The sequence below is a fragment of the Micromonospora sp. NPDC051196 genome (assembly GCF_040682415.1).
In the GTDB taxonomy this organism is placed as follows: Bacteria; Actinomycetota; Actinomycetes; order Mycobacteriales; family Micromonosporaceae; genus Micromonospora.
In genome coordinates this window covers 78,503-100,169 of record NZ_JBFBAY010000004.1, presented here as the reverse complement: position 1 = coordinate 100,169, position 21,667 = coordinate 78,503, and the positions used below count along the sequence as shown (strand labels likewise).

The following is a 21,667-nucleotide window of genomic DNA, read 5'->3' as shown; positions in this document are numbered from 1 at the left end:
CAGTCGTGTCGGTGATTGGAGATCCCGTGCCCACACCTAACTCCGGCGGGTCGCCCGTGCCGGCGTCCGGCCGCTGCCGACGTGGTACGACGAGGGGCAGGTGGTGACGGTAGTGCGGCATCGGCGTACCGGGAGGACCGGACTCACCGATGTCCTGCCGGGCGCGGATCCGTTGGTCTCGACGGAGGCGAGCCGAGCCGGGACCATCCGCAGCCGGCTGGTCGGCATCATCGGCCTGCCGGTGGTCGCCGTCCTGCTGTTGCTCGGCTTCGTGACGTACATCGAGGTCTCGGGGTTTCGGGCGGTCCGGGCGGCCAGTGAGTCGGTGGACCTCGCCCTCGTGGTGCAGGACCTGACCCAGGAGTTGCAGACCGAGCGTGGGCTCACCGCCGGTCTGCTCGGCGGTAACGCCGGGTTCCGCGACGACATGGCCTCGGCCCGCGAGCGGGTGGACCAGCGACGCCTGGCGGTCGAGGCGGCTATCTCGGGCGGCGGCGAGGTGGCCGACCGGGTCGGCGCCGCGCTGCGGGAACTCGACGGGCTCGCCGTGGTGCGTTCCGCCACCGACAACGGCAGCGCCGGGCGGGCCACGACCTTCGAGTTCTTCACCGAGCGCATCGCCGCGCTGCACGACGTCGACTTCGGCCTCGACGAGGCGGTGGATCCGGAGCTGCGCCGCCATCTGGCCACCCTGGACGCGCTGAGCCGGATCAAGGAGAGCACCGCCCAGCAGCGGGCGTTCCTCAGCGGCGTCTTCTCCGCCGGTGGCTTCGCCCGGGGCGAGTTCCTCGAGTTCGCCGCGATGCGCGCGGCCCGGGACGTGGCCCTGGCCGACTTCACCGCCAACGCCACTCCCCGCCAGAAGGCCGCGAACGAGTGGGTACTGGACACCGGCTCCGCCCGAGTCGCCGGCCACTTCGAACAGATCGCCCTCGACGCGGCGGACGGCCGCCGGTTGCAGGTCAACCCGCAGGCCTGGTGGTCGGCGTTGACCACGGTGCTCGACGGCATGCGCCAGTTGCAGCAGCATGTCGGTTCGGAGATCGAGGCGCGGGCCGCGGAACGGCAGTTCCACTCGATCCGACGGCTCCTCGTGACCGGCGCGGTGATGGGGACCATCCTCGCCGGTGCGATCATCCTGCTGGTGGTGGCATCCCGGTCGATCACCCGACCGCTGGCCGGCCTGGCCGCCGAAGCCCACGACCTCGCGAACAACCGGCTTCCCGCCGCCGTGCGTCGGCTACAGGAAGGAAACCAGGAGGCGGGGCCGGAGGCGCCGGCCCCGGTCCAGGTGCCCGCCCGCTCCAGTACGGAGATCTACTCGGTGGTCGGCGCCCTCGACCAGGTGCAGGCGGTGGCCTTCCGGCTCGCCACCGAGCAGGCGATGCTGCGCCGCAGCACCACGGAATCCCTGGCCAACCTCGGCCGGCGCAACCAGAACCTGCTGCGGCGTCAGCTCGGCTTCATCACCAAGCTCGAACGGGAGGAGACCGACCCGGCCGGGCTGGCCAACCTCTTCGAGCTGGACCACCTCGCCACCCGCATGCGCCGCAACGCGGAAAGCCTGCTGGTGCTGGTGGGCGCCGGCGGGCCTCGCCAGTGGACGGCTCCGCTGGCGATCGCCGACGTGATCCGGGCCGCGATCTCCGAGGTCGAGGAGTACCGCCGGGTACAGCTACGCCGCATCGACGATGCCTGGGTGGTCGGTGCCAACGTCAGCGCGGTGGCGCACATGCTCGCGGAGCTGATCGAGAACGGGCTGACCTTCTCGCCGCCCGACTCCGACGTGGAGATCCAGGGCCGCCGCAACGGTGACAGCTACCTCATCGCGATCACCGACCAGGGACTGGGCATGTCCCCCGAGGACCTGGCCGGGGCCAACGCCCGGCTGCGGGGCGAGGCCGACTTCGTCTCGGCCCCCACCCGTTACCTCGGTCACCACGTGGTGGGTCAGCTCGCCCAGGATCTGGGCATCGACGTGCAGCTGGCGCCGTCCCCGGTCACCGGGATCACCGCGCGGGTGGTCCTGCCGTCCAGCACGCTCACCAGCCCCAACGCGATCACCCCGGATAGCGACCCGCAGGACGGCAGCGCCATGCCCATCCCCGGCTCCGCCGCCGGGGTCGCAGCGGAGCCGGAGCCCGGTACGCCGGCACGCCCGATCGGCACCCGTGCGGCGGCAGCGGTCCAGCCGACCGACGCCGGCTCGGTGGCTGTCGGCGAGGCCGCCACGGCTGGTGACCTCGCCGCCGTCCCGGCCCGGTCGACCACCATCTTGGGTGAGTCGGCCACCGTCCCGGTGGAGGAGCGGACCCTCAACGGGCTGCGTAAGCGGTTGCCACGCGCCCGGCGGCAGGTTCCGCCCGCGCCCGTGGCCGCCCCGTCGGTACCCGATCAACGCCCGGCGGCCCTCGACGCCTCGCCCGCGGACATCCGGGACCGGTTGACCGCGCTGCGAGCCGGAACGTTACGCGGCCAGATCGCACGGTCGACACCCGAGACCGGATCCGGCGATGATCCCGCGACCGAGCCTTGGGGGACAGACAATGATTGACGTCCAGACCGATCCGCACCAGTTGAACTGGCTGCTGGCGAACTTCGTCCGGCAGACCGACGGCGTACGGGACGCCGTGGCCGTCTCCTCCGACGGTCTGCTCATCGCCGTCTCGGCCGGGCTGGACCGGGGAGCCGGAGACCAACTGGCCGCGATCGTGTCCAGCATGGCGAGCCTGGCGCGCACCGCCTCCCGCAAGTACGACTTCGACGGTCTGAAGCTCATCATGATCGAGATGAAGCGGGGCTTCCTGCTGGTGTCGGCGATCAGTGACGGCAGTTGTCTGGGGGTGCTCGCCGAGGGCGGCTGCGACCTGGGCCTGGTCGGGTACGAGATCTCGCTGCTGGCCGACCGGTTCGGCACCATGCTGACCCCGGCGTTGATCACCGATTCGAGACGGGTCCTGCCGCGGTGAACGATGGTGGACCGCGGCTGCCCGATCCGCGGATGATCCCGTACTGGACCCCCGCCCCGGCCTCGGCCGACCGTGTCGCGGAGCCGCAACCGTGGCCCACGCCGGAGCCGACGGACGAGGCGGCGGTACGTCCGTTCCTGCTCACCGGCGGGCGTACCCGGCCGGTCCAGGACGGACTACGGGTGGAGACCCTGCTCTCCGCCCTGCCGGCGGCGCTCTCCGCGCCGCTGCGCTTCGAGGCCCGCCGGATCGTCGAGCTGTGCCAGCGGCCCACCACCGTGGCCGACCTGGCGGTGGCGCTGCGGGTGCCGCTCGGCGTCACCCGGGTACTCGTGGCCGACCTGCTGAGCGAGGGCTATCTGCGCCGCGAGGAACAGGGCGAGCTGTCCGTCGCCATGATCGAGAGGATCAGGGACCGTGTTCGGGCTCTCTAGCCAGTCGCCCATACCCACCGCGGTGAAGATCGTGGTGAGTGGAGGTTTCGGAGTCGGCAAGACCACCTTCGTGGGTGCGGTGTCGGAGATCGAACCGCTGGTCACCGAGGCCGACCTGACCGAGGTCTCGGTCGGGGTCGACGACACCACGGGAATCGCCGGGAAGACCACCACCACGGTTGCCCTGGACTTCGGCCGGATCAGCCTCGACGAGTCCCTGCTGATGTACCTGTTCGGCACACCCGGGCAGGACCGGTTCGCCTTCCTCTGGGACGACCTCGTGGACGGTGCACTGGGTGCGGTCGTCCTGATCGACACCCGACGGATCGAGGACTGCTTTCCCGCCATCGACTACTTCGAGGATCACCGTATCCCCTTCCTGCTGGCGGTCAACAACTTCGACACGGCTCGCCGGTTCGCGATGGCCGAGGTGCGGGAGGCCCTCGGCGTCGCGGACGAGGTGGTGCTGGTGGAGTGCGACGCGCGCCGGCGGGAGTCGGTCAAGCAGGTGCTCGTCGCCCTCACCGAGGTGGTCCTGGCGCAACGTCTCGCCCGGGCTCCCGTCCCCTGGTGATCCGCAACCGGACCGACGCCTCACCCGGCGCGAAACGACGAAGAGGAGACAGCAGCGATGCGGACATCAGGCTGGACCAGGGCGGCGGCCCTGGCCGGTACGGCCGTGCTGGCGTTGACCGGCTGCGCGGTGCACATCGAGCCCCGGTTGGCGGCACCGGGCCCGCCGGAGCGCACGGAGTGCGGCACGCTGACCATCGCCAACCTGCCGTGGACCGGCTACGAGGCGAACGTCGCCGTGGTGAGCCACCTGGCCGAGAACCGACTCAACTGCACGGTGGTGGTGAAGGACCTCACGGCGGAGGAAGCCTGGGCGGAGGTCGCCGCCGGGACGGCCGACGTCATCCTGGAGAACTGGGGCCGCGAGGCGCTGAGGAAGCGGTACATCGACGAGGAGCGGACGGTCGTCGAGCACGGCATGACCGGCAACAAGGGTGTGGTCGGCTGGTATGTCACGCCGTGGCTGGTCGAGGAGTATCCCGACATCACCAACTGGAAGAACCTCAACAAGTACGCGCACCTGTTCCGTACCCCCACCTCGGGTGGCAAGGGCGTGCTGCTCAACGCCGATCCCTCGTACGAGACCAACGACCCGGCCTTGATCCGCAATCTCAAGTTGGACTTCGTCGTCAGCACGACCGGCAGCGAGGAGAAGCTGATCGAGGCGTTCCGGGAGGCGGAGCGGAACCGGCGGCCCGCGATCGGCTACTTCTACACACCGCAGTGGTTCCTGGCCGAGGTCGACCTGGTGCACATCAAACTGCCCCCGTACACCCCCGGTTGTGACGCCGATCCGGAGAAGGTCGCCTGCGACTACCAGCCGTACGATCTCGACAAGATCGCCAACCGGAGGTTCGCCGAGTCGGGCAACCCGGCCGCTGAGCTGATCAAGAACTTCCAGTGGACCAACACCGACCAGAACCAGGTGGCCCGCTATCTGACGATCGACAAGATGTCCCACAACGAGGCGGCCAAGAAGTGGCTCGACGCCAACCCGGAGGTCTGGCAGACCTGGCTGCCAGCCGACTGATCGCCCCTGTCTGGCCAGCATCCTGCATGTGCTGACCCAGCGCGTTCACCCGTTCGCAACCTGTGACGGCCGACGTGTTCCGGTCCTGGATGGACGGTCATAATGGATCGCATGGTTGCCTGGGAGTACGCCTTGTTGGTCCGCCGCTACCAGGGGCAGGGCCGGAATTTTCATGTCACGTTCGTCTGGTACGGCCCCGACGGGTCACGTAAGGATGTCACCGCATACGGTGACACCGCGGTTGCGCACCTCAACCGTGTCGGTCGGGAGGGCTGGGAACTGGTCACGGCCGCCGAGGACGTGAACAACGTCCAGGGCAGCACCGAGGTCCACCGCTACCACCTCAAGCGTCCGTTGAACTGAGGCTGGCGGCAGCCGGGGGCCCGGCGTGGATCGGTGATGCCGGTCCCGCGCCGGGCCCTTTCGGTTGTGACAGTTGCCATGGATGTTGTCGCTAACATCCGTCGTCGGCATGCGTGCGCCCATGGCGCCGCGTCGGTTCCGCCGTGCCGGACGAAGCCGGCCAGTTCAGGATTTTCCGCGGGCTGCCGGCCCTCTCGCAGCGGACGGCTTGACGGGTGGCAAGGTTAGCGTGAACATAGACAGACTTCCATGCAAATGGCGTTCTGGTCATCTGCTGGAAACCTGCGCGTCGCCCCGCTGCTTGCCAGGCCGCCGGCCTCCGTCGCCACGCCGGACCCACCGGTCGTCGTCCGGGCCGTCCCGGAAGGACCGCCATGATCTCATCCGTCTCCCCGCCGCGAAGGTCCCTACTTCGCCGCCGAATCCTGCCGCTGGCCCTGTCGACGCTGATCGCGGCGGGGGGCGTGGCCCTGCGCGCCGATGTCGGATCGGCGGCTGTCGTGGATCTCGGAACGGCCGGCGTCGCGGCCTCCACCACGGGGCCGACCACGCCGCCGGCCGGCTATCCGTTGCCGGGTCGGGTGACCGGCGACATCGGCGTGCACGACCCCACCATCGTGCGCCGTCCCAGCGGCGGCTACCTGGCGGCGCACACCGGCAACAACATCTCGCTCAAGACCTCCGCCGACCGGATCGCGTTCCGCAACGCGGGCTCGGTCTTTCCCGGTGGCGCGCCGTGGACGACCACGTACACCGGCGGTAGCCGCAACCTATGGGCACCCGACCTCTCGTACCGCGACGGCCGGTACTGGTTGTACTACTCGGCGTCGACGTTCGGGTCTAACCGGTCGGCCATCTTCCTCGCCACGAGCCGAACCGGCGAATCCGGCACCTGGACCGATCAGGGCCTGGTCATCGAGTCCCGTACCTCGGACACCTTCAACGCGATCGACCCGAACCTGGTCGTCGCCCCCGACGGCCGATGGTGGCTCAGCTTCGGGTCGTTCTGGTCCGGCATCAAGCTGATCGAGTTGAACCCGGCCACCGGCAAGCGGGCCGGCGCCGCCATGTACAGCATCGCCGGACGCGGCGGCGGGGCGATCGAGGCACCCGTCATCGTCGCGCGGGGCGCGTACTTCTACCTGTGGGTCTCCTTCGACCGCTGCTGCCAGGGCGCGGCCAGCACGTACCGGGTCATGGTGGGTCGGGCCAGCAGCATCACCGGACCGTACCTGGACCGGGCCGGAACGCCGATGACCTCCGGCGGTGGCACCCAGGTGCTGGCCGGGCACGGCAGTGTCCACGGCCCCGGTCACCAGGCCGTGCTGGTCGACACCGACGGGGACCTGCTGGTCTACCACTACTACGCCGACAACGGCGCGGCCCTGCTCGGCATCAACCGCATCGGTTACGACACGGCCGGCTGGCCGTTCGTCCACTGAGCCCGAAGGAGCCCTTCACCATGCGTAGCCACCAACGGCGTGCCTTCTTCGCGGCCGCTCTGGTCACCCTGCTCGCCGCCGTGGGCGCGGTCGTCGTGACGCCCGACGCCTCCGCCGCGACGGTGCAGCCAGGCGTGCCGTACGTCCTGGTCAACCGGCACAGCGGCAAGGCGCTGGACGTCTACAACCTGGCCACCGGCGACGGCGCCGCGATCAACCAGTACACCCGCAACGACGGCGCCTGGCAGCAGTGGCGCTTCCTCGACTCCGGCGGCGGCTGGTATCGGCTGCAGTCCGTGCACAGCGGCAAGGTGCTCGATCTGCCCACCACCGCCGACGGCATCCAACTCGTGCAGCACACCGACCGCAACGACTCCCGGCAGCAGTTCCGGCTCGCCGACTCCGCCGGCGGACACGTCCGGCTGATCAACCGCAACAGCGGCAAGGCCCTCGACGTCTGGGAATGGTCCACCGCCGACGGCGCCCGGGTCTCGCAGTACCAGGACCTCGACGGCGCCAACCAGCAGTGGCAGCTGGTCTCCCTCGGTGCCGCGCCGGGGACCTTCACCAACCCGATCAAGCGCAATGGTCCGGACCCCTGGTTGCAGTACCACAACGGCTACTACTACCTGGCCACCACGACCTGGAACTCCACCATCACCATGCGGCGTTCTCCGACGCTGGCCGGGCTGGCCGCCGCCGGTGACCAGGTCATCTTCAACCTGGCCGGGCGCCCGAACGGCTGCTGCAACATGTGGGCACCGGAGTTCCACCTGATCAACGGCCCCAACGGGCCCCGCTGGTACTTCTACTACACCGCCGGACAGAACGTCGCGGACTTCAACCCCACCCAGCGGCTGCACGTTCTGGAGTCCGCCGGCACCGACCCGATGGGTCCCTACACGTTCAAGGCCGACCTGGGCAGCGACTGGCAGCTCGACGCCAGCGTCCTGCGGGTCGGCGGCAACCTCTACCTGATGGGCACCTACGGCGGCGACGGCGCCGGACAGAGCAACTTCATCCAGCGGCTGACCAACCCCTGGACGCTCTCCGGGTCGCGGGTCCGGCTCAGCTCACCCACCCTGTCCTGGGAACGACAGACCCACCCGGTCAACGAAGGCCCCGAGCCGCTCTACCACAACGGTCGGGTGATGGTCGTCTACTCGGCCTCGGCCTGCTGGGGGCCCGACTACAAGCTCGGCCTGCTCACCCTGACCGGCACTGACCCGATGAACCCGGCGCACTGGACCAAGCACCCCACGCCGGTGTTCCAGCGCAGCGACGCCAACGGCGTCTACGCTCCCGGCCACAACGGCTTCTTCAAGTCCCCCGACGGCACCGAGGACTGGATCGTCTACCACGCCAACGACTCGGCGGGCGGCGGCTGCGACATGAACCGCTCCACCCGGGCGCAGAAGTTCACCTGGAACGCCGACGGGACCCCGAATTTCGGTAACCCCCACCGCCTCGGCGTGACCCTCACCGCGCCGTCCGGCGAGTAACCGGAAAGCGGTGGTGCCGGGCCGGCCCGCGGCCGGCCCGGCACACCGTCGTCAGCCCAGGTCGACGCTCGGGTACAGCGGGAAGCCGGTGAGCAGTTCGTTGGCCTGCCGGCTGACCTTGTCCGCCAGGGCCGGTTCGAGCACGTACTTGGCCTTGGAGGCGGTGCCGTCCGGGTTCGCTCCGGCGGTGGTCTGGCTCAGCACCGTGTGGATCAGCTCGGCCGTGCCGTCCATCTCCGCCGTGCCCAGCCCCCGGGTGGTCAGCGCGGGCGTGCCGATCCGGATGCCGGAGGTGTACCAGGCGCCGTTCGGGTCCTGCGGCACGGCGTTGCGGTTGGTGACGATGCCCGAGTCCAGCAGTGCCTGCTCGGCCTGCCGACCGGTCAGCCCGTAACCGGTGACGTCGATGAGCACCAGGTGGTTGTCGGTGCCGCCGGTGACCAGCTTGGCGCCCCGGCGCAGCAAGCCCTCGGCCAGCGCCTGCGCGTTGTCGACGATGCGCTGGGCGTAGTCGGCGAAGTCGGGGCGGCGGGCCTCGGCCAGCGCGACCGCCTTGGCGGCCATCACGTGCGGCAGCGGGCCGCCGAGCACCATCGGGCAGCCCCGGTCCACCTGCTCGGCCAGCTCCGGGCCGCAGAGCACCATGCCACCGCGCGGCCCGCGCAGCGACTTGTGGGTGGTGGTGGTGACGATGTGCGCGTGCGGCACCGGGTCGAAGTCGCCGGTGAAGACCTTGCCGGCGACCAGACCGGCGAAGTGGGCCATGTCCACCATGAAAGTGGCGCCGACGGAGTCGGCGATCTCCCGCATGATCCGGAAGTTGACCTTGCGAGGGTACGCCGAGTAGCCGGCGACCAGCACCAGCGGCCGGAACTCGCGGGCGGCCTCGGCGACCTTGTCGTAGTCGACCAGGCCGGTCGCCGGGTCGGTGCCGTAGCTGCGCTGGTCGAACATCTTGCCGGAGATGTTGGGCCGGAAGCCGTGGGTGAGGTGCCCGCCGGCGTCCAGCGACATGCCGAGCATTCGCTGGTCGCCAAGCTCCCGGCGCAGCGCGAACCAGTCGGCCTCGGTCAGGTCGTTGACGTGCCGGGCCTGCGCCCGCTTCAGCGCGGGTGCCTCCACCCGGTCGGCCAGGATCGCCCAGAACGCCACCAGGTTGGCGTCGATGCCCGAGTGCGGCTGTACGTACGCGTGGGCCGCGCCGAACAGCTCCCGGGCGTGCTCGGCGGCGAGCGCCTCGACGGTGTCCACGTTCTGGCAACCGGCGTAGAACCGGCGGCCGACCGTGCCCTCGGCGTACTTGTCGCTGAACCAGTTGCCCATCGCCAGCAGGGTGGCCGGCGAGGCGTAGTTCTCGCTGGCGATCAGCTTGAGCGACTCGCGCTGGTCAGCCAGTTCCGCGCGGATCGCGTCGGCGACGCGCGGCTCCACGGTGCCAATGACCTCTAGTGCGCTGCGGAAGGCGGTGGACTCGGCGTTTGGCGACATGCGACCTCCTGGTGACGTGCGGAAGGCCCAGGCGCTCGGCGTGCGTCATTGTGACGGGGCCGCTTCCCGATGGTGCTCCATCCCCACGCGCCAGTCACGGCCCTCGCAGATCCTACCGGGTGCGGTGCGGGCCGGCGGCGGGGTCCGCCGCCGTACGCGAACCCCGCCGATCCGGTCATTTCACCACGTTGTACGCGTTGACCATGCCGGCGCCGTAGAAGCCGTTCCGTGCGCCTCCCTGGCAGGTGGCCGTGTAGTCGGCCGTGCTCGGCAGCAGCGGGACCGGGTCGTACCGGCCCGCCGGGCAGGGCTGGGACACGGCGGTGCGCTCCAGGAACGCCGCCAACTGACCGGGGGTCATGCCCGGGTGAGCCGACAGGGCCAGCGCCGCCACGCCGGTGGCGTGTGGACCGGACATCGAGGTGCCCTGCTTCCAGCCCCAGCCGTCGGTCCGGGTCACCGTGTTGAAGGTGGTCGACAGAATGGCGTCGGCGGTGGTCGAGGTCTGACCCCGGGTGCGGATCCGGCTGTCGCCGCCGGGCGCGGTCACGTCGACGACCCCCTGACCGTACGAGGAGTAGTAGCTCTTCTGGCCCGTCGGCCCGACCGCGGCGACGGTCGTCACGCCCGGTGCCTGGGCGGGCAGCACGAGACAGGCACCGTTGATCTCGCGTACCTCCGGCGTGCCGTTGTTCGGGCTGCCGGCGTCGACGAACCGGTGCGCCAGATCGTAGTTGGAGTTGCCGGCGGAGGCGACGGTGAGCACGCCTCTGCCCTGCGAGTAGCGGATGGCCCGCTGCACGGCCTGCCACACCGGGCGCTGGCGCGCGTCGTTGCGGCAGTTCAGCTCCCACGGGTCGAGGTAGTAACTGTTGTTGGTCAGTTGCATTCCCTGCTCGGCCGCCCACATGAAGCCGCAGACCGCGGCCTCCGGGTAGATGTAGCCCTCGTTGTCGACGACCTTCACCGCGGCCACCTTGACGCCCGGTGCCACGCCGGTGACGCCGAGGCCGTTGCGGGCGGCGGCGATGGTGCCGGCCACGTGGGTGCCATGGTCGGAGGTGGTGGGATTCCAGGCCGCCTCGGTGGTGTCCGCGACTCCGCCGAGGCAGGATGCGCTCTTGTCCCGGGCGATCTGGGTGGCCAGATCGGGGTGACTGCTCGAGATGCCGCTGTCCAGTACGCCCACCACCACGTCGGCGCTGCCGGTGGTGACCGCGTGGGCGCGCGGCAGATCGATCATCGGCATGTCCCACTGCTGACCGAAGAGCGGCTCGGCCGTCGGGTCGCCGACCGACTCCGCCAACTCGGTCCCGGTCAGCTCGATGGTGTCGCCTTCGTCGAGGACGGTGCCCAGGCCGGCGGTCGACGCCACGGACTCGACTCCCGCGCCGGCCGCGTCGGCGACGAAGTCGCGGTTGGCCGAGCGTACGACCAGCACGCCGATCTGCCGGTAGTCGGCCACCACCCGGCCGTCGGCGGCGGCCACCCGCGCCAGTGCCCGGTCGACCGTGCCGCCCTGCGGTGCGAGTACCAGGAACGTGGCCTCGGGGCCGGTGGCCGAGGCGGTGGCCGGGACGGTGGCAGCGCTGGTGGCACCCGCGCCGAGTGCCACGGCGGCCGCCACGGCGAGTGTCTTGCGACGGAGCTTGTGCACACAGCCTCCCCAGGGTGTGACCCCCGCCGTGCGGTGCCTCTCGTGGGAAGCGGCCCGGCGGGGGCGGACGGGTTGCCCGCCCTCACGACCAGAAGCGCCCTGTCGATTTGTCGCGTTACACACCGGGACGCGACCAGGTGTCCAGTGTCAGAGCAAGACACCGGCCGGCGGGGGTGTGCCGCTCCCGGTCAGGGGTACGCGATCGGGGACCTAGGTACCGACCTGGAGGTGAACCATGGCCACGATGGTGCGGGAGCCGGCCAGTCCGGTGAAGGACGACCACTACGACCTGCTGCACACGTTGCAGATGTCGCTGGAGCACGTCTGGAAGATGGAGAACTACATCGCCGACGCCGACGCGCGCGGCGACAAGGAACTCGCCACCTGGTTCCGCGGCATCCAGGACGACCATCGCAAGATGGGCGAGCAGGGCAAGAAGCTGCTGAAGGCGCGCCTGCAGCAGGAAAAGGTCTGACCGATACCGGGATGGCCGGGTGGCGTCACGCCCCACCCGGCCATCGCCGCCCCTATGGTGATTTCCATGGCGAGAACCGCCGAGGAGATCCAGGTGGGACAGCGGGTCGTTCGCGTCTCCAGCCCGGACAAGCCGTACTTCCCCGAGCGCGGGCTGACCAAGCTGGATGTGGTGCGTTACTTCCTCGCCGTGGGTGACGGCATCCTGCGTGCGCTGCGGGACCGACCGACCATGCTGGAACGATGGCCACGGGGCGTGTTCGAGGGGGCGACCATCGCCACCCGGCAGGACAACCGGGGTGACGCCTTCTATCAGAAGCGGGTGCCGGCGGGCGCGCCCGACTGGGTGGGCACCGCACACATCACCTTCCCCAGCGGCCGCACCGCCGACGAGGTCGCGCCGGGGGAGTTGGCGGTGGTGATCTGGGCGGCCAACCTGGGCACCCTGCGGTTTCACCCCTGGCCGGTGACCCGCGCCGACGTCGAGCGGCCCGACCAGCTGCGCATCGACCTGGACCCGATGCCCGGCGTCGGGTTCGACCAGGTGGTGCCGGTGGCGCACGAGGTGCGTCGCTTCCTCGACGAGCTGGGCCTGACCGGCTATCCCAAGACCACCGGTGGCCGGGGCCTGCACGTCTATGTCCCGATCGAACCCCGGTGGAGCTTCGGTGACTGCCGGCGCGCGGTGCTGGCGTTGGGGTGCGAGCTGCAACGGCGCCGCCCGGATCTGGTCACCACCACCTGGTGGCGCGAGCAGCGGGACCGCCCGGTCTTCATCGACTACAACCAGATGGCCCGCGATCACACGATGGCGTCGGCCTACTCGATCCGCCCGAGCCCGCAGGCGCTGGTCTCCGCGCCGCTGGACTGGGCTGAGCTGGACGACGTTCGCCCGGAGGACTTCGACGTGTTGAGCATGCCGGGCCGCTTCGCCGAACGCGGTGACCCGCACGCGGGGCTGGAGGGTGAGCGCTTCAGTCTGGAGGCACTGCTGGAACTGGCCGACCGGGAGGGCCTGGCCGCGCCGCCCGAGCGGTGAGCGCTACGACCAGGGGCTGTTGACCCCGTCGTACTCCTCGAAGACCAGCCAACTGCGGGTGGACAACACCCCGGCGATGCGCTGCACCCGATCCAACACCACGTCCCGCAGGGTGGCGTTGTCCGGTGCGCGGACCAGGGCCAGCACGTCGTGCTCGCCGCTGAGCAGCGCGACGTGCTCGACGTAGCGCACCTGGGCCAACTCCGCCGACACCTCCCGCCAGGTGTTCTGCCGGATGGTCAACGCGATGTACGCCGAGGTGCCCAGGCCGGCCGGTTCCGGGGCGACCCGCGCGGCGAACCCGGTGATCACCCCGTCCCGGACCAGCCGTTCCACCCGGGCGTACGCGTTTGTCCGCGACACGTGCACCCGCTCGGCGAGCGTACGGATGGACATCCGGCCGTCGCGGGTCAACTCGTCGAGCAACCGCCGGTCCACCTCGTCTAGTTGTGCCGAACGTCCCGTGGCGCTCGTCACGGCCGGTCCGTTGACGGTCTCCTGGCCCATCACAGCCTCCCCTCGGTGCCATTCATCCCGCCTTCACCAGGCATCTTGAGTCAATCATCCAACCAAAGGAGCATAGGGCCACCACACGTCCAGGAGGTTCGCCGTGACCACGACCCCCCAGGCGGCGCGCAGGGCATCCCCGCGAAAGCGCCGGCCGGCCACCCCGGCCGCACCGGACCCGTCCGCCGGCCTGATGCCGCAGGCCGAACCGGTCCGGTTGCTGAACTCCGACGGCACCGCGCTGCCGTCCCGCCCCGACTACCCCGAGCCGCCCGTCGAGGCGCTGCGCGAGATGTACCGGCGGATGGTGGTCGGCCGTCGCTTCGACGCGCAGGCCACCGCGCTGACCAAGCAGGGTCGGCTGGCCGTCTACCCGTCCTCCCGAGGCCAGGAGGCGTGTCAGGTCGGCGGCGTCCTCGCGCTGCGTGATGACGACTGGGTGTTCCCCACCTACCGCGAGTCGATGGCGCTGACCGCCCGCGGTATCGATCCGGTCGAGGTGCTCACCCTGCTGCGTGGCGACTGGCACTGCGGGTACGACCCCACCGCGGTGCGTACCGCCCCGCAGTGCACCCCGCTGGCGACCCAGTGCGTGCACGCCGCCGGCCTGGCCTACGGCGAGTCGTACCAGGGACGCGACACCGTCGCGTTCGTCTACATCGGTGACGGCGCCACCAGCGAGGGCGACTTCCACGAGGGCGTCAACTTCGCCGCCGTGTTCAAGGCACCGGTGGTCTTCTTCGTGCAGAACAACCGGTACGCGATCAGCGTCCCGCTGTCCCGGCAGACCGCCGCCCCGTCGCTGGCCTACAAGGGCGTCGGCTACGGCGTACCCAGCGAGCAGGTCGACGGCAACGACCCGGTCGCGGTGTTGGCCGTGCTCAACCGGGCCGTCGCCCACGCCCGCGCCGGCAAGGGGCCGTACCTGGTGGAGGCGCACACCTACCGGATGGAGCCGCACACCAACGCCGACGACCAGACCCGCTACCGCGATGCCGAGGAGGTCGAGGCGTGGCGCGACCGTGACCCGATCGCCCGGTTGGAGAGCTACCTGCGCGCCCGCGAGGTGCTCGACGACGCGGCCGTCGCCGAGATCGCCGAAGAAGCCGAGGCGTACGCGGCAGGGCTGCGGGAGCGGATGAACACCAAGCCCACGGTCGACCCGCTCAGCCTCTTCGAGCACGTCTACGCGCAGCCCACCCCGCAACTGGTGGAGCAGCGTGAACAGGTACGCGCCGAGTTGGCCGCAACGCAGGAGGAGGACGCCTGATGGCCACCATGACCATGGCGAAGGCCCTCAACGCCGCCCTCGCCGACGCGATGCTCGACGACGAGCGGGTCGTCGTGTTCGGCGAGGACGTCGGGCAGTTGGGCGGGGTCTTCCGGATCACCGACGGGTTGCAGGCCCGCTTCGGTGACAAGCGCTGCTTCGACACCCCGCTGGCCGAGGCCGGCATCGTCGGATTCGCCGTCGGGCTGGCCATGTCCGGGCTGCGTCCGGTGGTCGAGATGCAGTTCGACGCGTTCGCGTACCCGGCCTTCGAGCAGATCGCCTCGCACGTGGCGAAGCTGCGCAACCGCACCCGTGGCGCGCTCAGCGTGCCGATGGTGATCCGGGTGCCGTACGCCGGGGGCATCGGTGGCGTCGAGCACCACTGCGACTCCTCTGAGGCGTACTACGCGCACACCCCGGGTCTGAAGGTGGTCACCCCGGCGACGGTCGCCGACGCGTACTCGCTGCTGCGCGAGGCGATCGACGACCCGGACCCGGTGGTCTTCATGGAGCCGAAGAAGCTCTACTTCGCCAGCGGCGACGCTGACCTGTCGGCGCGTACCGAGCCCTTCGGTCGGGCGGTCGTCCGCCGGCCCGGCCGCGACGCCACCCTGGTCGCGTACGGTCCGGCGGTCCCCGTCGCGCTGGAGGCCGCCGAGGCTGCCCGGGAGGAGGGCTGGGACCTGGAGGTGGTCGACGTACGCACCATCGTGCCGTTCGACGACGCCACGGTCGTCGCCTCGGTACGCCGTACCGGCCGGTGCGTGGTGGTGCAGGAGGCGCAGGGCTTCGCCGGGGTGGGCGCGGAGATCGCCGCCCGGGTGCAGGAGCGCTGCTTCCACGCCCTGCACGCTCCGGTGCTGCGGGTGGCCGGGCTGGACATCCCGTACCCCGCGCCGATGCTGGAGCACACCCATCTGCCCTCGGTCGATCGGGTGCTCGACGCCGTGGCCCGGTTGCAGTGGGACGACCAGCCGGACTCGCGCTGGCTGGCCGACGAGGTGCCGGCATGAGCGAGCAGGTCTTCCTCCTACCTGACCTCGGGGAAGGACTCACCGAGGCGGAGATCGTGCAGTGGCGGGTCGCGGTCGGCGACGTGGTCACCATCGACCAGACCGTGGTCGAGGTCGAGACCGCCAAGGCCGTCGTGGACGTGCCCTGCCCGTACGCCGGCCGGGTCGTGGCCCTGCACGGCGCGGAGGGTGAGGTGCGGCCGGTCGGCCAGCCGCTGATCACCGTGGCGGCGGCCGACGGCGGGTCCGCCGGATCCGAACCGGCGGGACACGCCGTCTACCGGGAGGAGGAACGGGCCGGCTCCGGCAACGTGCTCATCGGCTACGGCACCGGGCACGGCGGGGCGCGCCGTCGTCGCCGGGCCCGGCCCGTGGCGCACGCCTCCGTGACGCCGGCCCGTCCGGCCGCGGCGGTGGCTCCGGCCGCCGCAGCGGTGGCCGCCCCGGCGCCGGTGGCGGCGCCCGCGAAGCCGCAGCCGGCCATGGCCCTGGTCATCTCGCCGATCGTGCGTCGGCTGGCCCGCGAGCGTGGGGTGGACCTGGCCACCGTGCGCGGCAGCGGACCTGGAGGCGTGGTCCGGCGGGCCGATGTGGAGGCGGCGGCCGATGCCGCGACCTCGGCCGCCCCGGTCACCGGCAGCGCCGAGCTGCCGGCGGCGCACGTCGGGCTGGCACCGACCGACGCGGGGGACGTGGTCATCCCGCTGACCGGTATCCGCAAGGTGATCGCCGACAAGCTCTCCCGCAGCCGCCGGGAGATCCCTGAGGTGACCATCTGGGTGGACGCCGACGCCACCGCCCTGCTGGCGACCCGGGCCGCGATCAACGCCGCCCACCCCGATCAGCCGGTGAGCATCCTGGCCCTGCTCGCCCGCATCTGCCTGTCCGGATTGCGTCGCTATCCGCAGCTCAACGCCCGGGTCGACACCGAGGGACAGCGGATCGTGCAGTCCGCCGGGGTGCATCTGGGCATCGCCGCCCAGACCGACCGTGGTCTGCTGGTCCCGGTGTTGCGCGACGCCGACCGGCTCACCACCGTGGAACTGGCCGCCGAGTTGGCCGCCACCACGAAGGCGGCCCGCGCGGGTGAGTTGCCACCGGCCCGGCTCACCGGAGGCACCTTCACGCTGAACAACTACGGCGTGTTCGGCGTCGACGGCTCCACGCCGATCATCAATCACCCGGAGGCGGCGTTGCTCGGCGTGGGCCGCATCGTTGACAAGCCGTGGGTGCTCGACGGTCAACTCGCGGTTCGCAAGGTCACCCAGCTCAGCCTCACGTTCGACCATCGGGTCTGCGACGGCGGGGTGGCCGGCGGCTTCCTGCGGCACGTTGCCGACTGTGTCGAGCGGCCGGAGTTGCTCATCGCCGCCGTCTGAGGTGGTCGCGACCACGCGCCCGGCTCCCTGGTAGGGACGCCGGGCGCGTTCGGCTTTCCGGCCCCGGACAGTGGCTCCGGCGGCACAGGTCGGGACATTCGCCGCAGCACCGCCCGTTGCTGCGCTGTGCGGTATCCGGGGCCCGTCATGGCGTGGAATTCGTAAAAGCGTCCGGGGTGCGCTTTTCGCCGCTCTTTCCAGAATTGCGAAATCGTCGGTGTCCGGCAGAGAGAATGTGGCAGAGGGCGGAGTGATAAACGGGGGGACGATCATGATGTTGAGGCGGCGACTGACGCTGTTCGCGGTGACCGTCGCAGCGGCACCGTTGGCGTTGGGGGCATGCACCAGTGACCGCAGGCCCGGTCAGCAGGCCGAGGCGCGGGCCAAACCGGAGGTGACCGTCACACCGGCCGAAGGTACCCGTGACGTGCCGATCAGCGGCGAGATCGGCACCGACGTCAAGCACGGCCGGGTCACCGCCGTCCGCATCACCGACGACAAGGGCGGCGCGGTCGAGGCGGAACCACGCGAGGACGGCACCGGCTGGGTGCCGAGCAAGCCGTTGGCGCCGAAGCGGACCTACACCGCAGAGGTGACCGTGACCGGCGACTCGGGGGACACGATTACGCGCAAGACCACATTCACGACGCAACCTAAATCGTCGAAGCCGGCCATCACCAGCGTGCTGTATTTCGCCGGTAATCGGACGTACGGTACCGCGATGCCGGTAACCGTGGCGTTCGACCCGCCAATTCCGAAAGAGGCGAGGGCGGATGTGCAACGCCGATTGTTCGTGAAGACGGATCCACCGCAGCCGGGCGCCTGGTCCTGGGTGTCCGACGGAAGTCAGGTCTACTACCGGGCGCCCGACTTCTGGCGCCCGGGTACGACGATCAGCGTCCGCTCGGCGCTGGAGGGCCTGCCCATCGGCAAGCAGCACGTCGGCGACACGGACAAGCGGGCCACCTCGAAGATCGGCCGGCAGGTCCAGTTGGAGATTGACAGTGCGACCAAGCGGATGTCGGTCTTCCAGGACGGGAAGCTGCTGCGCAAGCTGCCGGTCAGTCTCGGCAAGCCGAGCACGCCGACCTCCAGCGGCAAGATGGTGATCATGGAGAAGCACGACTTCACCACGTTCGACACGCGGGGCTCGGCCGACCCGTACGTCGTCGATGTGGAGGACGCGCAGCGGCTCACCTGGGGGGGTGAGTTCATCCACGGCGCCCCCTGGTCGGAGGGCGACCAGGGCTACACCAATGTGTCGCACGGCTGCACGAACCTGTCGGCGGCCAACGCCGACTGGCTGATGGGCGTCACCCAGGTCGGGGATCTGGTGACCGTGAAGGGCACCGAGGTCGAACTCGACGAGGGCAACGGCTGGACCGCCTGGAACGTCAGCTGGGAGCAGTTCGCCAAGGGCAGCGCGCTGCCGGTACCGGCCGGGCTGCAACCCACGCCGACCCAGGCGCCGGATCCGGGCGCGGTGGCCGGCGGCTCGCCGGAGCCGGCACCGTCGGCCAGCGGCGGCTGACCGGACCGTACGCGCCGGGCCGGCCTGTCACGGGCCGGCCCGGACGCCGTTCGGGTCGCCGGGAACGGGCGTACGACCCCGTCGCGGGGGATCCTCCCTAGGGTGGACCCAGGGGGTCTGCGGTTCATGCCCTGGATCTACCCGGAACCATCTCCGCGCAGGGTGGAAGTGTCGGTGCCGCCGGATAGGTTCGACCTATGCGAGAGCGCGAGGAGCGGTTCCACGTCGAGACCACGGTGTCGGGCGACGTGGTGTGCGTCCGCGTGGTGGGTGTGGTCGACATTGCCACTGTCGGGGCGTTCCGGGCCGCGCTCTGGGCGGCACCGGCGCGTCGAGAGCTGCGAGTGGATCTCTCCGAGGTCCGGCTGCTCTCTGCGGCCGGGGTGCGTGCGTTGGTCGCGGCGCGGCTCTGGGTGCGCGCTCAGGGCGGCGAGCTGGTGCTGGTCGACCCGCCGCCGGTGGTGGACCGGGTGCTCCGGGCCACCGGCCTGCGCCGGATCGTGCCGATCATCGAGGACGCTCCCTGCGGACGGGTGCTCGCGGCGGTGTGACGGGGGCGGCGGCCGACCTGTCGGCGAGGCGCCCGGCGCCCGGGCACGGGGCCGGCGCCGGGCGCGCTGCTGGTCAGCGCAGGCCGAGCAGATCGACCACGAAGACCAGGGTCTCGTTGGGCTTGATGACGCCGCCGGCGCCCCGGCTGCCGTAGCCGAGGTGCGGCGGGATGGTCAGCTTGCGCCGACCGCCGACCCGCATCCCCACCACACCCTGGTCCCACCCGGAGATGACCCGCCCACCACCGAGCGGGAACTCGAACGCATCGCCGCGATTCCAGGACGCGTCGAACTCGGCACCCGTGGAGTGGGAGACCCCGACGTAGTGGACCCGGGCCACCTGGCCAGGCTGGGCCTCCGGGCCCTCGCCGACGGTGATGTCCTCGATCACGAGGTCGGCCGGCGGGGCTCCCTCGATCGGACCGATCTCGGGCTTGCTCGCTGCCTGGTTCATGCGAATTCTCCTGTGAAGTCGGTTTCAGTCAGCACAATCCTGCCGGATGCTACGGCACGCCCCCACCCCCTGGCTGCGGGTACGGGAAGCGGCGGGCGTCACCGGTGGTGACGCCCGCCGCGCGGGGGAGGTGAATCGGGTCAGCGGAGCCAGCCGAACCGCTGGACGATCGGCAGCCGGGCCCAGGTGCGACCCAGACCCCAGGTGTCACCGGCGTTGGTGACCGCGAGCAGGGCCAGGACACCGGCGTAGATCAGGTGGTCGTCCATGAACGGGTTGTTGGCGGGCGGTAGCGCGGCGGTCCACATCAGCACCAGCAGCAGACCACCGGCTGCGGCGGCGACGCGCACCCCGATACCGAGCATCAGTGCCGCACCGATGGCCGCCAGGCCGATCATGAACAACCAGTCCGCCCAGGCGGCGCCGGCGATGCCGTTGTAGAACCCCTGGAACGGGCCGGTGGCGCCGAAGGTCAGGAAGCCCTTGGTGGGGCTGCCACCGTTGATCCAGGCGCTCTTCGCCTCGGTGGCGAAGCCCAGACCGAACAGCTTGTCCAGGAAGGCCCAGAGGAAGATCCAGCCCAGCGCCAGGCGGAGTCCGCCGAGCAGGTAACGGGTGGCGCGCTGGCGGGCGGTGTGCTCCCGGATGGTCTCGGCCCCCGGGGTCTTGGCGGTGGCGGTGTTCCGCTCCATCATCGCGGTCATCGTGTCCACGTCCCTTCTCTGCTTCGCACCGCTCTCCCGGTGGCATCTCCATTGGACGCCCGCCGGGTAGGTGGTGTGCAGGGCCGACCAGGCCATGACCGGGCGGGACCAAGGTCCCGGTCCGTCGGGACCTGACGCCGCTCAACCGGGGACGACGGGCGAGTCGGCCAGCCGGCAGCACGGGTGCCTCGGCGTGGGGACGGCCCACCCGGGGGAGCGGGCCGACATGATCGCCGTCCTAGACTCGGGCGGTCGGCGGCAGGATTGGGTGGATACGACGATGACCGGTGACGACGACTCCTGGCTGGCGACTGTCCCAGCCGGGACCGGGCGCGGTGACGTGCTGGTCCGCGCCGGGCAGCGGGTGCATGCCGGCCTGCGCCTCGGTGACCTGGTCCGGCGTCGCCCGCCCGGCCTGACCGCACACCAATGGAACATCGCCAGCCGGGCCCTTCTCGACCTTGTGGTCTGTGCCGGGGACAGTGACCACGTCGAGTTCGCCGTCGAGTTCCGGCCGCCGCCGACCGATGCGGCCGCCCGCCGATCCGAGCGGGCCACCGCGGCGGTCACCGCGGCGGTGGGCCTGCCCGTCCTGCAGATCGTCTCGACCACGCTGAACGCGGCCGAGCACGGGCCGGGCATCGTCACCTACCTGCTTGACGCCCGTCGGTACGCCGAGGGTGCCGCCGGGGCCGACGAGGCCGCCGTCGGGTTCCGCGACATCGTCGGCCGGCTGCCCGACGGCCGGACCGGTGCGGTGAACGACCTCGGTGCCCTCGCCCGGGCCGACGCGGTCGAGGCGTACGTGGCCCGGCGGTTGGCCGACCCGATCCTGCGTGGACTGCACGTGCGTTGGACGGCCGGCCCGGCCGAAGGCTGGGCCTGGGTCGAGGTACGCCCCGGCGAATGCCTTGTGGAACGGGTGTCGCTGGAGGCCCACCGCCTCTCCTACGGAATCGATCCCGCCCGGTTCGCCGAGGATCTGGCCGTGCTCGCGGTCGGTGACCGGCTGCGCCGGCTGGATACCGGCATTCCGGTATTGGTTGATCGTGCGGAACTGATCGATGACATTCGGCAACTGCGGGAGCGGCGCGACGAACTCGCCGAGCACTTCGCCTACGACCATCTCTGCCAGGCCTGACGCCTGCCGGTCGACACGTCCACTGATCCGGCGTACGACAGCTGAAAAAAAGTCAGCTGACTTTGAACCCCCGTCGCGGCGGGTCCGTACCTCACCGGGAATGGACAGGATCTCCCCGAGCCGCACCGACAGGCGCGGGAGAC

The 21,667-nt window shown here is 70.7% G+C and carries 21 protein-coding genes and 1 riboswitch; of the genes, 16 read left to right on the top strand and 5 right to left on the bottom strand.

Annotation, left to right across the window (positions count from 1 at the left end; translation table 11 throughout):
* The first annotated feature begins 103 nt into the window (after positions 1–103).
* From AB0M35_RS10930 to AB0M35_RS10895, 8 genes are all read left to right on the top strand, one after another.
* Positions 104–2,554 (top strand): nitrate- and nitrite sensing domain-containing protein, encoded by a 2,451-nt coding sequence (locus tag AB0M35_RS10930; RefSeq protein ID WP_363744485.1) that lies wholly within the window; start codon positions 104–106, stop codon positions 2,552–2,554.
* The gene (locus tag AB0M35_RS10925; protein WP_363743999.1) at positions 2,547–2,969 is read left to right on the top strand and encodes a roadblock/LC7 domain-containing protein; all 423 of its coding nucleotides are present in this window, start codon (positions 2,547–2,549) and stop codon (positions 2,967–2,969) included. Before AB0M35_RS10930 ends, AB0M35_RS10925 begins: the two co-directional genes overlap by 8 nt.
* Positions 2,966–3,403 (top strand): DUF742 domain-containing protein, encoded by a 438-nt coding sequence (locus AB0M35_RS10920; RefSeq protein ID WP_363743997.1) that lies wholly within the window; start codon positions 2,966–2,968, stop codon positions 3,401–3,403. Before AB0M35_RS10925 ends, AB0M35_RS10920 begins: the two co-directional genes overlap by 4 nt.
* Positions 3,387–3,977 (top strand): ATP/GTP-binding protein, encoded by a 591-nt coding sequence (locus tag AB0M35_RS10915; RefSeq protein WP_363743995.1) that lies wholly within the window; start codon positions 3,387–3,389, stop codon positions 3,975–3,977. The genes AB0M35_RS10920 and AB0M35_RS10915 overlap by 17 nt, the downstream gene beginning before the upstream one ends.
* Before the next feature lie 57 nt (positions 3,978–4,034).
* Entirely contained in the window at positions 4,035–5,006 is a 972-nt protein-coding gene (locus tag AB0M35_RS10910) for an ABC transporter substrate-binding protein (protein WP_363743994.1), read from the top strand.
* A 102-nt stretch (positions 5,007–5,108) separates the two neighbouring features.
* Positions 5,109–5,369, top strand: coding sequence for a hypothetical protein (locus AB0M35_RS10905; RefSeq protein ID WP_013734497.1), 261 nt, complete (start codon positions 5,109–5,111; stop codon positions 5,367–5,369).
* A gap of 374 nt (positions 5,370–5,743) precedes the next feature.
* Positions 5,744–6,811: an arabinan endo-1,5-alpha-L-arabinosidase gene (locus AB0M35_RS10900; protein ID WP_363743992.1), complete on the top strand. Its 1,068-nt coding sequence runs from the start codon at positions 5,744–5,746 to the stop codon at positions 6,809–6,811.
* Between the two features lie 20 nt (positions 6,812–6,831).
* Positions 6,832–8,313 (top strand): family 43 glycosylhydrolase, encoded by a 1,482-nt coding sequence (locus AB0M35_RS10895; RefSeq protein WP_363743990.1) that lies wholly within the window; start codon positions 6,832–6,834, stop codon positions 8,311–8,313.
* 51 nt (positions 8,314–8,364) lie between these two features.
* On the opposite strand, the gene AB0M35_RS10890 is transcribed toward AB0M35_RS10895, so the two are convergent.
* Positions 8,365–9,801 (bottom strand): glycine hydroxymethyltransferase, encoded by a 1,437-nt coding sequence (locus AB0M35_RS10890; RefSeq protein WP_363743988.1) that lies wholly within the window; start codon positions 9,799–9,801, stop codon positions 8,365–8,367.
* Between the two features lie 18 nt (positions 9,802–9,819).
* Positions 9,820–9,909, bottom strand: a riboswitch (ZMP/ZTP riboswitch).
* 67 nt (positions 9,910–9,976) lie between these two features.
* The gene (locus tag AB0M35_RS10885) at positions 9,977–11,458 is read right to left on the bottom strand and encodes a S8 family serine peptidase (protein ID WP_363743986.1); all 1,482 of its coding nucleotides are present in this window, start codon (positions 11,456–11,458) and stop codon (positions 9,977–9,979) included.
* Positions 11,459–11,693: 235 nt separating this feature from the next.
* Between AB0M35_RS10885 and AB0M35_RS10880 the strand changes: the two genes are divergently transcribed.
* Together AB0M35_RS10880 and AB0M35_RS10875 are read left to right on the top strand one after the other, a co-directional pair.
* Positions 11,694–11,933, top strand: coding sequence for a hypothetical protein (locus tag AB0M35_RS10880; protein ID WP_363743985.1), 240 nt, complete (start codon positions 11,694–11,696; stop codon positions 11,931–11,933).
* 66 nt (positions 11,934–11,999) lie between these two features.
* On the top strand, positions 12,000–12,971 hold the full coding sequence (locus AB0M35_RS10875) for a DNA primase small subunit domain-containing protein (protein WP_363743983.1): 972 nt from the start codon (positions 12,000–12,002) through the stop codon (positions 12,969–12,971).
* Positions 12,972–12,974: 3 nt separating this feature from the next.
* On the opposite strand, the gene AB0M35_RS10870 is transcribed toward AB0M35_RS10875, so the two are convergent.
* Positions 12,975–13,478, bottom strand: a complete 504-nt coding sequence (locus AB0M35_RS10870) for an Lrp/AsnC family transcriptional regulator (RefSeq protein ID WP_363743981.1) — start codon at positions 13,476–13,478, stop codon at positions 12,975–12,977.
* Between the two features lie 103 nt (positions 13,479–13,581).
* Between AB0M35_RS10870 and pdhA the strand changes: the two genes are divergently transcribed.
* The 5 genes from pdhA (at position 13,582) to AB0M35_RS10845 (ending at position 19,225) form a co-directional block, all read left to right on the top strand.
* Entirely contained in the window at positions 13,582–14,748 is a 1,167-nt protein-coding gene (pdhA, locus tag AB0M35_RS10865) for a pyruvate dehydrogenase (acetyl-transferring) E1 component subunit alpha (RefSeq protein WP_363743979.1), read from the top strand.
* Complete coding sequence (locus tag AB0M35_RS10860; RefSeq protein ID WP_363743977.1) at positions 14,748–15,764, top strand: alpha-ketoacid dehydrogenase subunit beta; 1,017 nt, start codon at positions 14,748–14,750, stop codon at positions 15,762–15,764. The genes pdhA and AB0M35_RS10860 overlap by 1 nt, the downstream gene beginning before the upstream one ends.
* Entirely contained in the window at positions 15,761–17,143 is a 1,383-nt protein-coding gene (locus tag AB0M35_RS10855; RefSeq protein ID WP_363743976.1) for a dihydrolipoamide acetyltransferase family protein, read from the top strand. The genes AB0M35_RS10860 and AB0M35_RS10855 overlap by 4 nt, the downstream gene beginning before the upstream one ends.
* 271 nt (positions 17,144–17,414) lie before the next feature.
* The gene (locus AB0M35_RS10850) at positions 17,415–18,674 is read left to right on the top strand and encodes an Ig-like domain-containing protein (RefSeq protein WP_363743974.1); all 1,260 of its coding nucleotides are present in this window, start codon (positions 17,415–17,417) and stop codon (positions 18,672–18,674) included.
* 197 nt (positions 18,675–18,871) lie between these two features.
* The gene (locus AB0M35_RS10845; RefSeq protein ID WP_363743972.1) at positions 18,872–19,225 is read left to right on the top strand and encodes an STAS domain-containing protein; all 354 of its coding nucleotides are present in this window, start codon (positions 18,872–18,874) and stop codon (positions 19,223–19,225) included.
* Positions 19,226–19,298: 73 nt separating this feature from the next.
* On the opposite strand, the gene AB0M35_RS10840 is transcribed toward AB0M35_RS10845, so the two are convergent.
* Together AB0M35_RS10840 and AB0M35_RS10835 are read right to left on the bottom strand one after the other, a co-directional pair.
* Positions 19,299–19,679, bottom strand: coding sequence for an FKBP-type peptidyl-prolyl cis-trans isomerase (locus AB0M35_RS10840; protein ID WP_363743970.1), 381 nt, complete (start codon positions 19,677–19,679; stop codon positions 19,299–19,301).
* Between the two features lie 140 nt (positions 19,680–19,819).
* Positions 19,820–20,371, bottom strand: a complete 552-nt coding sequence (locus tag AB0M35_RS10835; RefSeq protein WP_363744483.1) for a hypothetical protein — start codon at positions 20,369–20,371, stop codon at positions 19,820–19,822.
* Positions 20,372–20,663: 292 nt separating this feature from the next.
* Here AB0M35_RS10835 and AB0M35_RS10830 point away from each other — a divergent pair, with 292 nt between their 5' ends.
* On the top strand, positions 20,664–21,524 hold the full coding sequence (locus AB0M35_RS10830; RefSeq protein WP_363743969.1) for a hypothetical protein: 861 nt from the start codon (positions 20,664–20,666) through the stop codon (positions 21,522–21,524).
* The last annotated feature ends 143 nt before the right edge of the window (positions 21,525–21,667 follow it).

Bases quoted from the DNA above. Each gene is read 5' to 3' on its own strand.
- AB0M35_RS10925 (WP_363743999.1), top strand. From the start codon at position 2,547: ATGATTGACGTCCAGACCGATCCGCACCAGTTGAACTGGCTGCTGGCG.
- AB0M35_RS10910 (WP_363743994.1), top strand. From the start codon at position 4,035: ATGCGGACATCAGGCTGGACCAGGGCGGCGGCCCTGGCCGGTACGGCC.
- AB0M35_RS10905 (WP_013734497.1), top strand. From the start codon at position 5,109: ATGGATCGCATGGTTGCCTGGGAGTACGCCTTGTTGGTCCGCCGCTAC.
- AB0M35_RS10900 (WP_363743992.1), top strand. From the start codon at position 5,744: ATGATCTCATCCGTCTCCCCGCCGCGAAGGTCCCTACTTCGCCGCCGA.
- AB0M35_RS10895 (WP_363743990.1), top strand. From the start codon at position 6,832: ATGCGTAGCCACCAACGGCGTGCCTTCTTCGCGGCCGCTCTGGTCACC.
- AB0M35_RS10890 (WP_363743988.1), bottom strand. From the start codon at position 9,801: ATGTCGCCAAACGCCGAGTCCACCGCCTTCCGCAGCGCACTAGAGGTC.
- AB0M35_RS10880 (WP_363743985.1), top strand. From the start codon at position 11,694: ATGGCCACGATGGTGCGGGAGCCGGCCAGTCCGGTGAAGGACGACCAC.
- AB0M35_RS10875 (WP_363743983.1), top strand. From the start codon at position 12,000: ATGGCGAGAACCGCCGAGGAGATCCAGGTGGGACAGCGGGTCGTTCGC.
- AB0M35_RS10870 (WP_363743981.1), bottom strand. From the start codon at position 13,478: ATGGGCCAGGAGACCGTCAACGGACCGGCCGTGACGAGCGCCACGGGA.
- AB0M35_RS10860 (WP_363743977.1), top strand. From the start codon at position 14,748: ATGGCCACCATGACCATGGCGAAGGCCCTCAACGCCGCCCTCGCCGAC.
- AB0M35_RS10855 (WP_363743976.1), top strand. From the start codon at position 15,761: ATGAGCGAGCAGGTCTTCCTCCTACCTGACCTCGGGGAAGGACTCACC.
- AB0M35_RS10850 (WP_363743974.1), top strand. From the start codon at position 17,415: ATGATGTTGAGGCGGCGACTGACGCTGTTCGCGGTGACCGTCGCAGCG.
- AB0M35_RS10845 (WP_363743972.1), top strand. From the start codon at position 18,872: ATGCGAGAGCGCGAGGAGCGGTTCCACGTCGAGACCACGGTGTCGGGC.
- AB0M35_RS10840 (WP_363743970.1), bottom strand. From the start codon at position 19,679: ATGAACCAGGCAGCGAGCAAGCCCGAGATCGGTCCGATCGAGGGAGCC.
- AB0M35_RS10835 (WP_363744483.1), bottom strand. From the start codon at position 20,371: ATGGAGCGGAACACCGCCACCGCCAAGACCCCGGGGGCCGAGACCATC.
- AB0M35_RS10830 (WP_363743969.1), top strand. From the start codon at position 20,664: ATGACCGGTGACGACGACTCCTGGCTGGCGACTGTCCCAGCCGGGACC.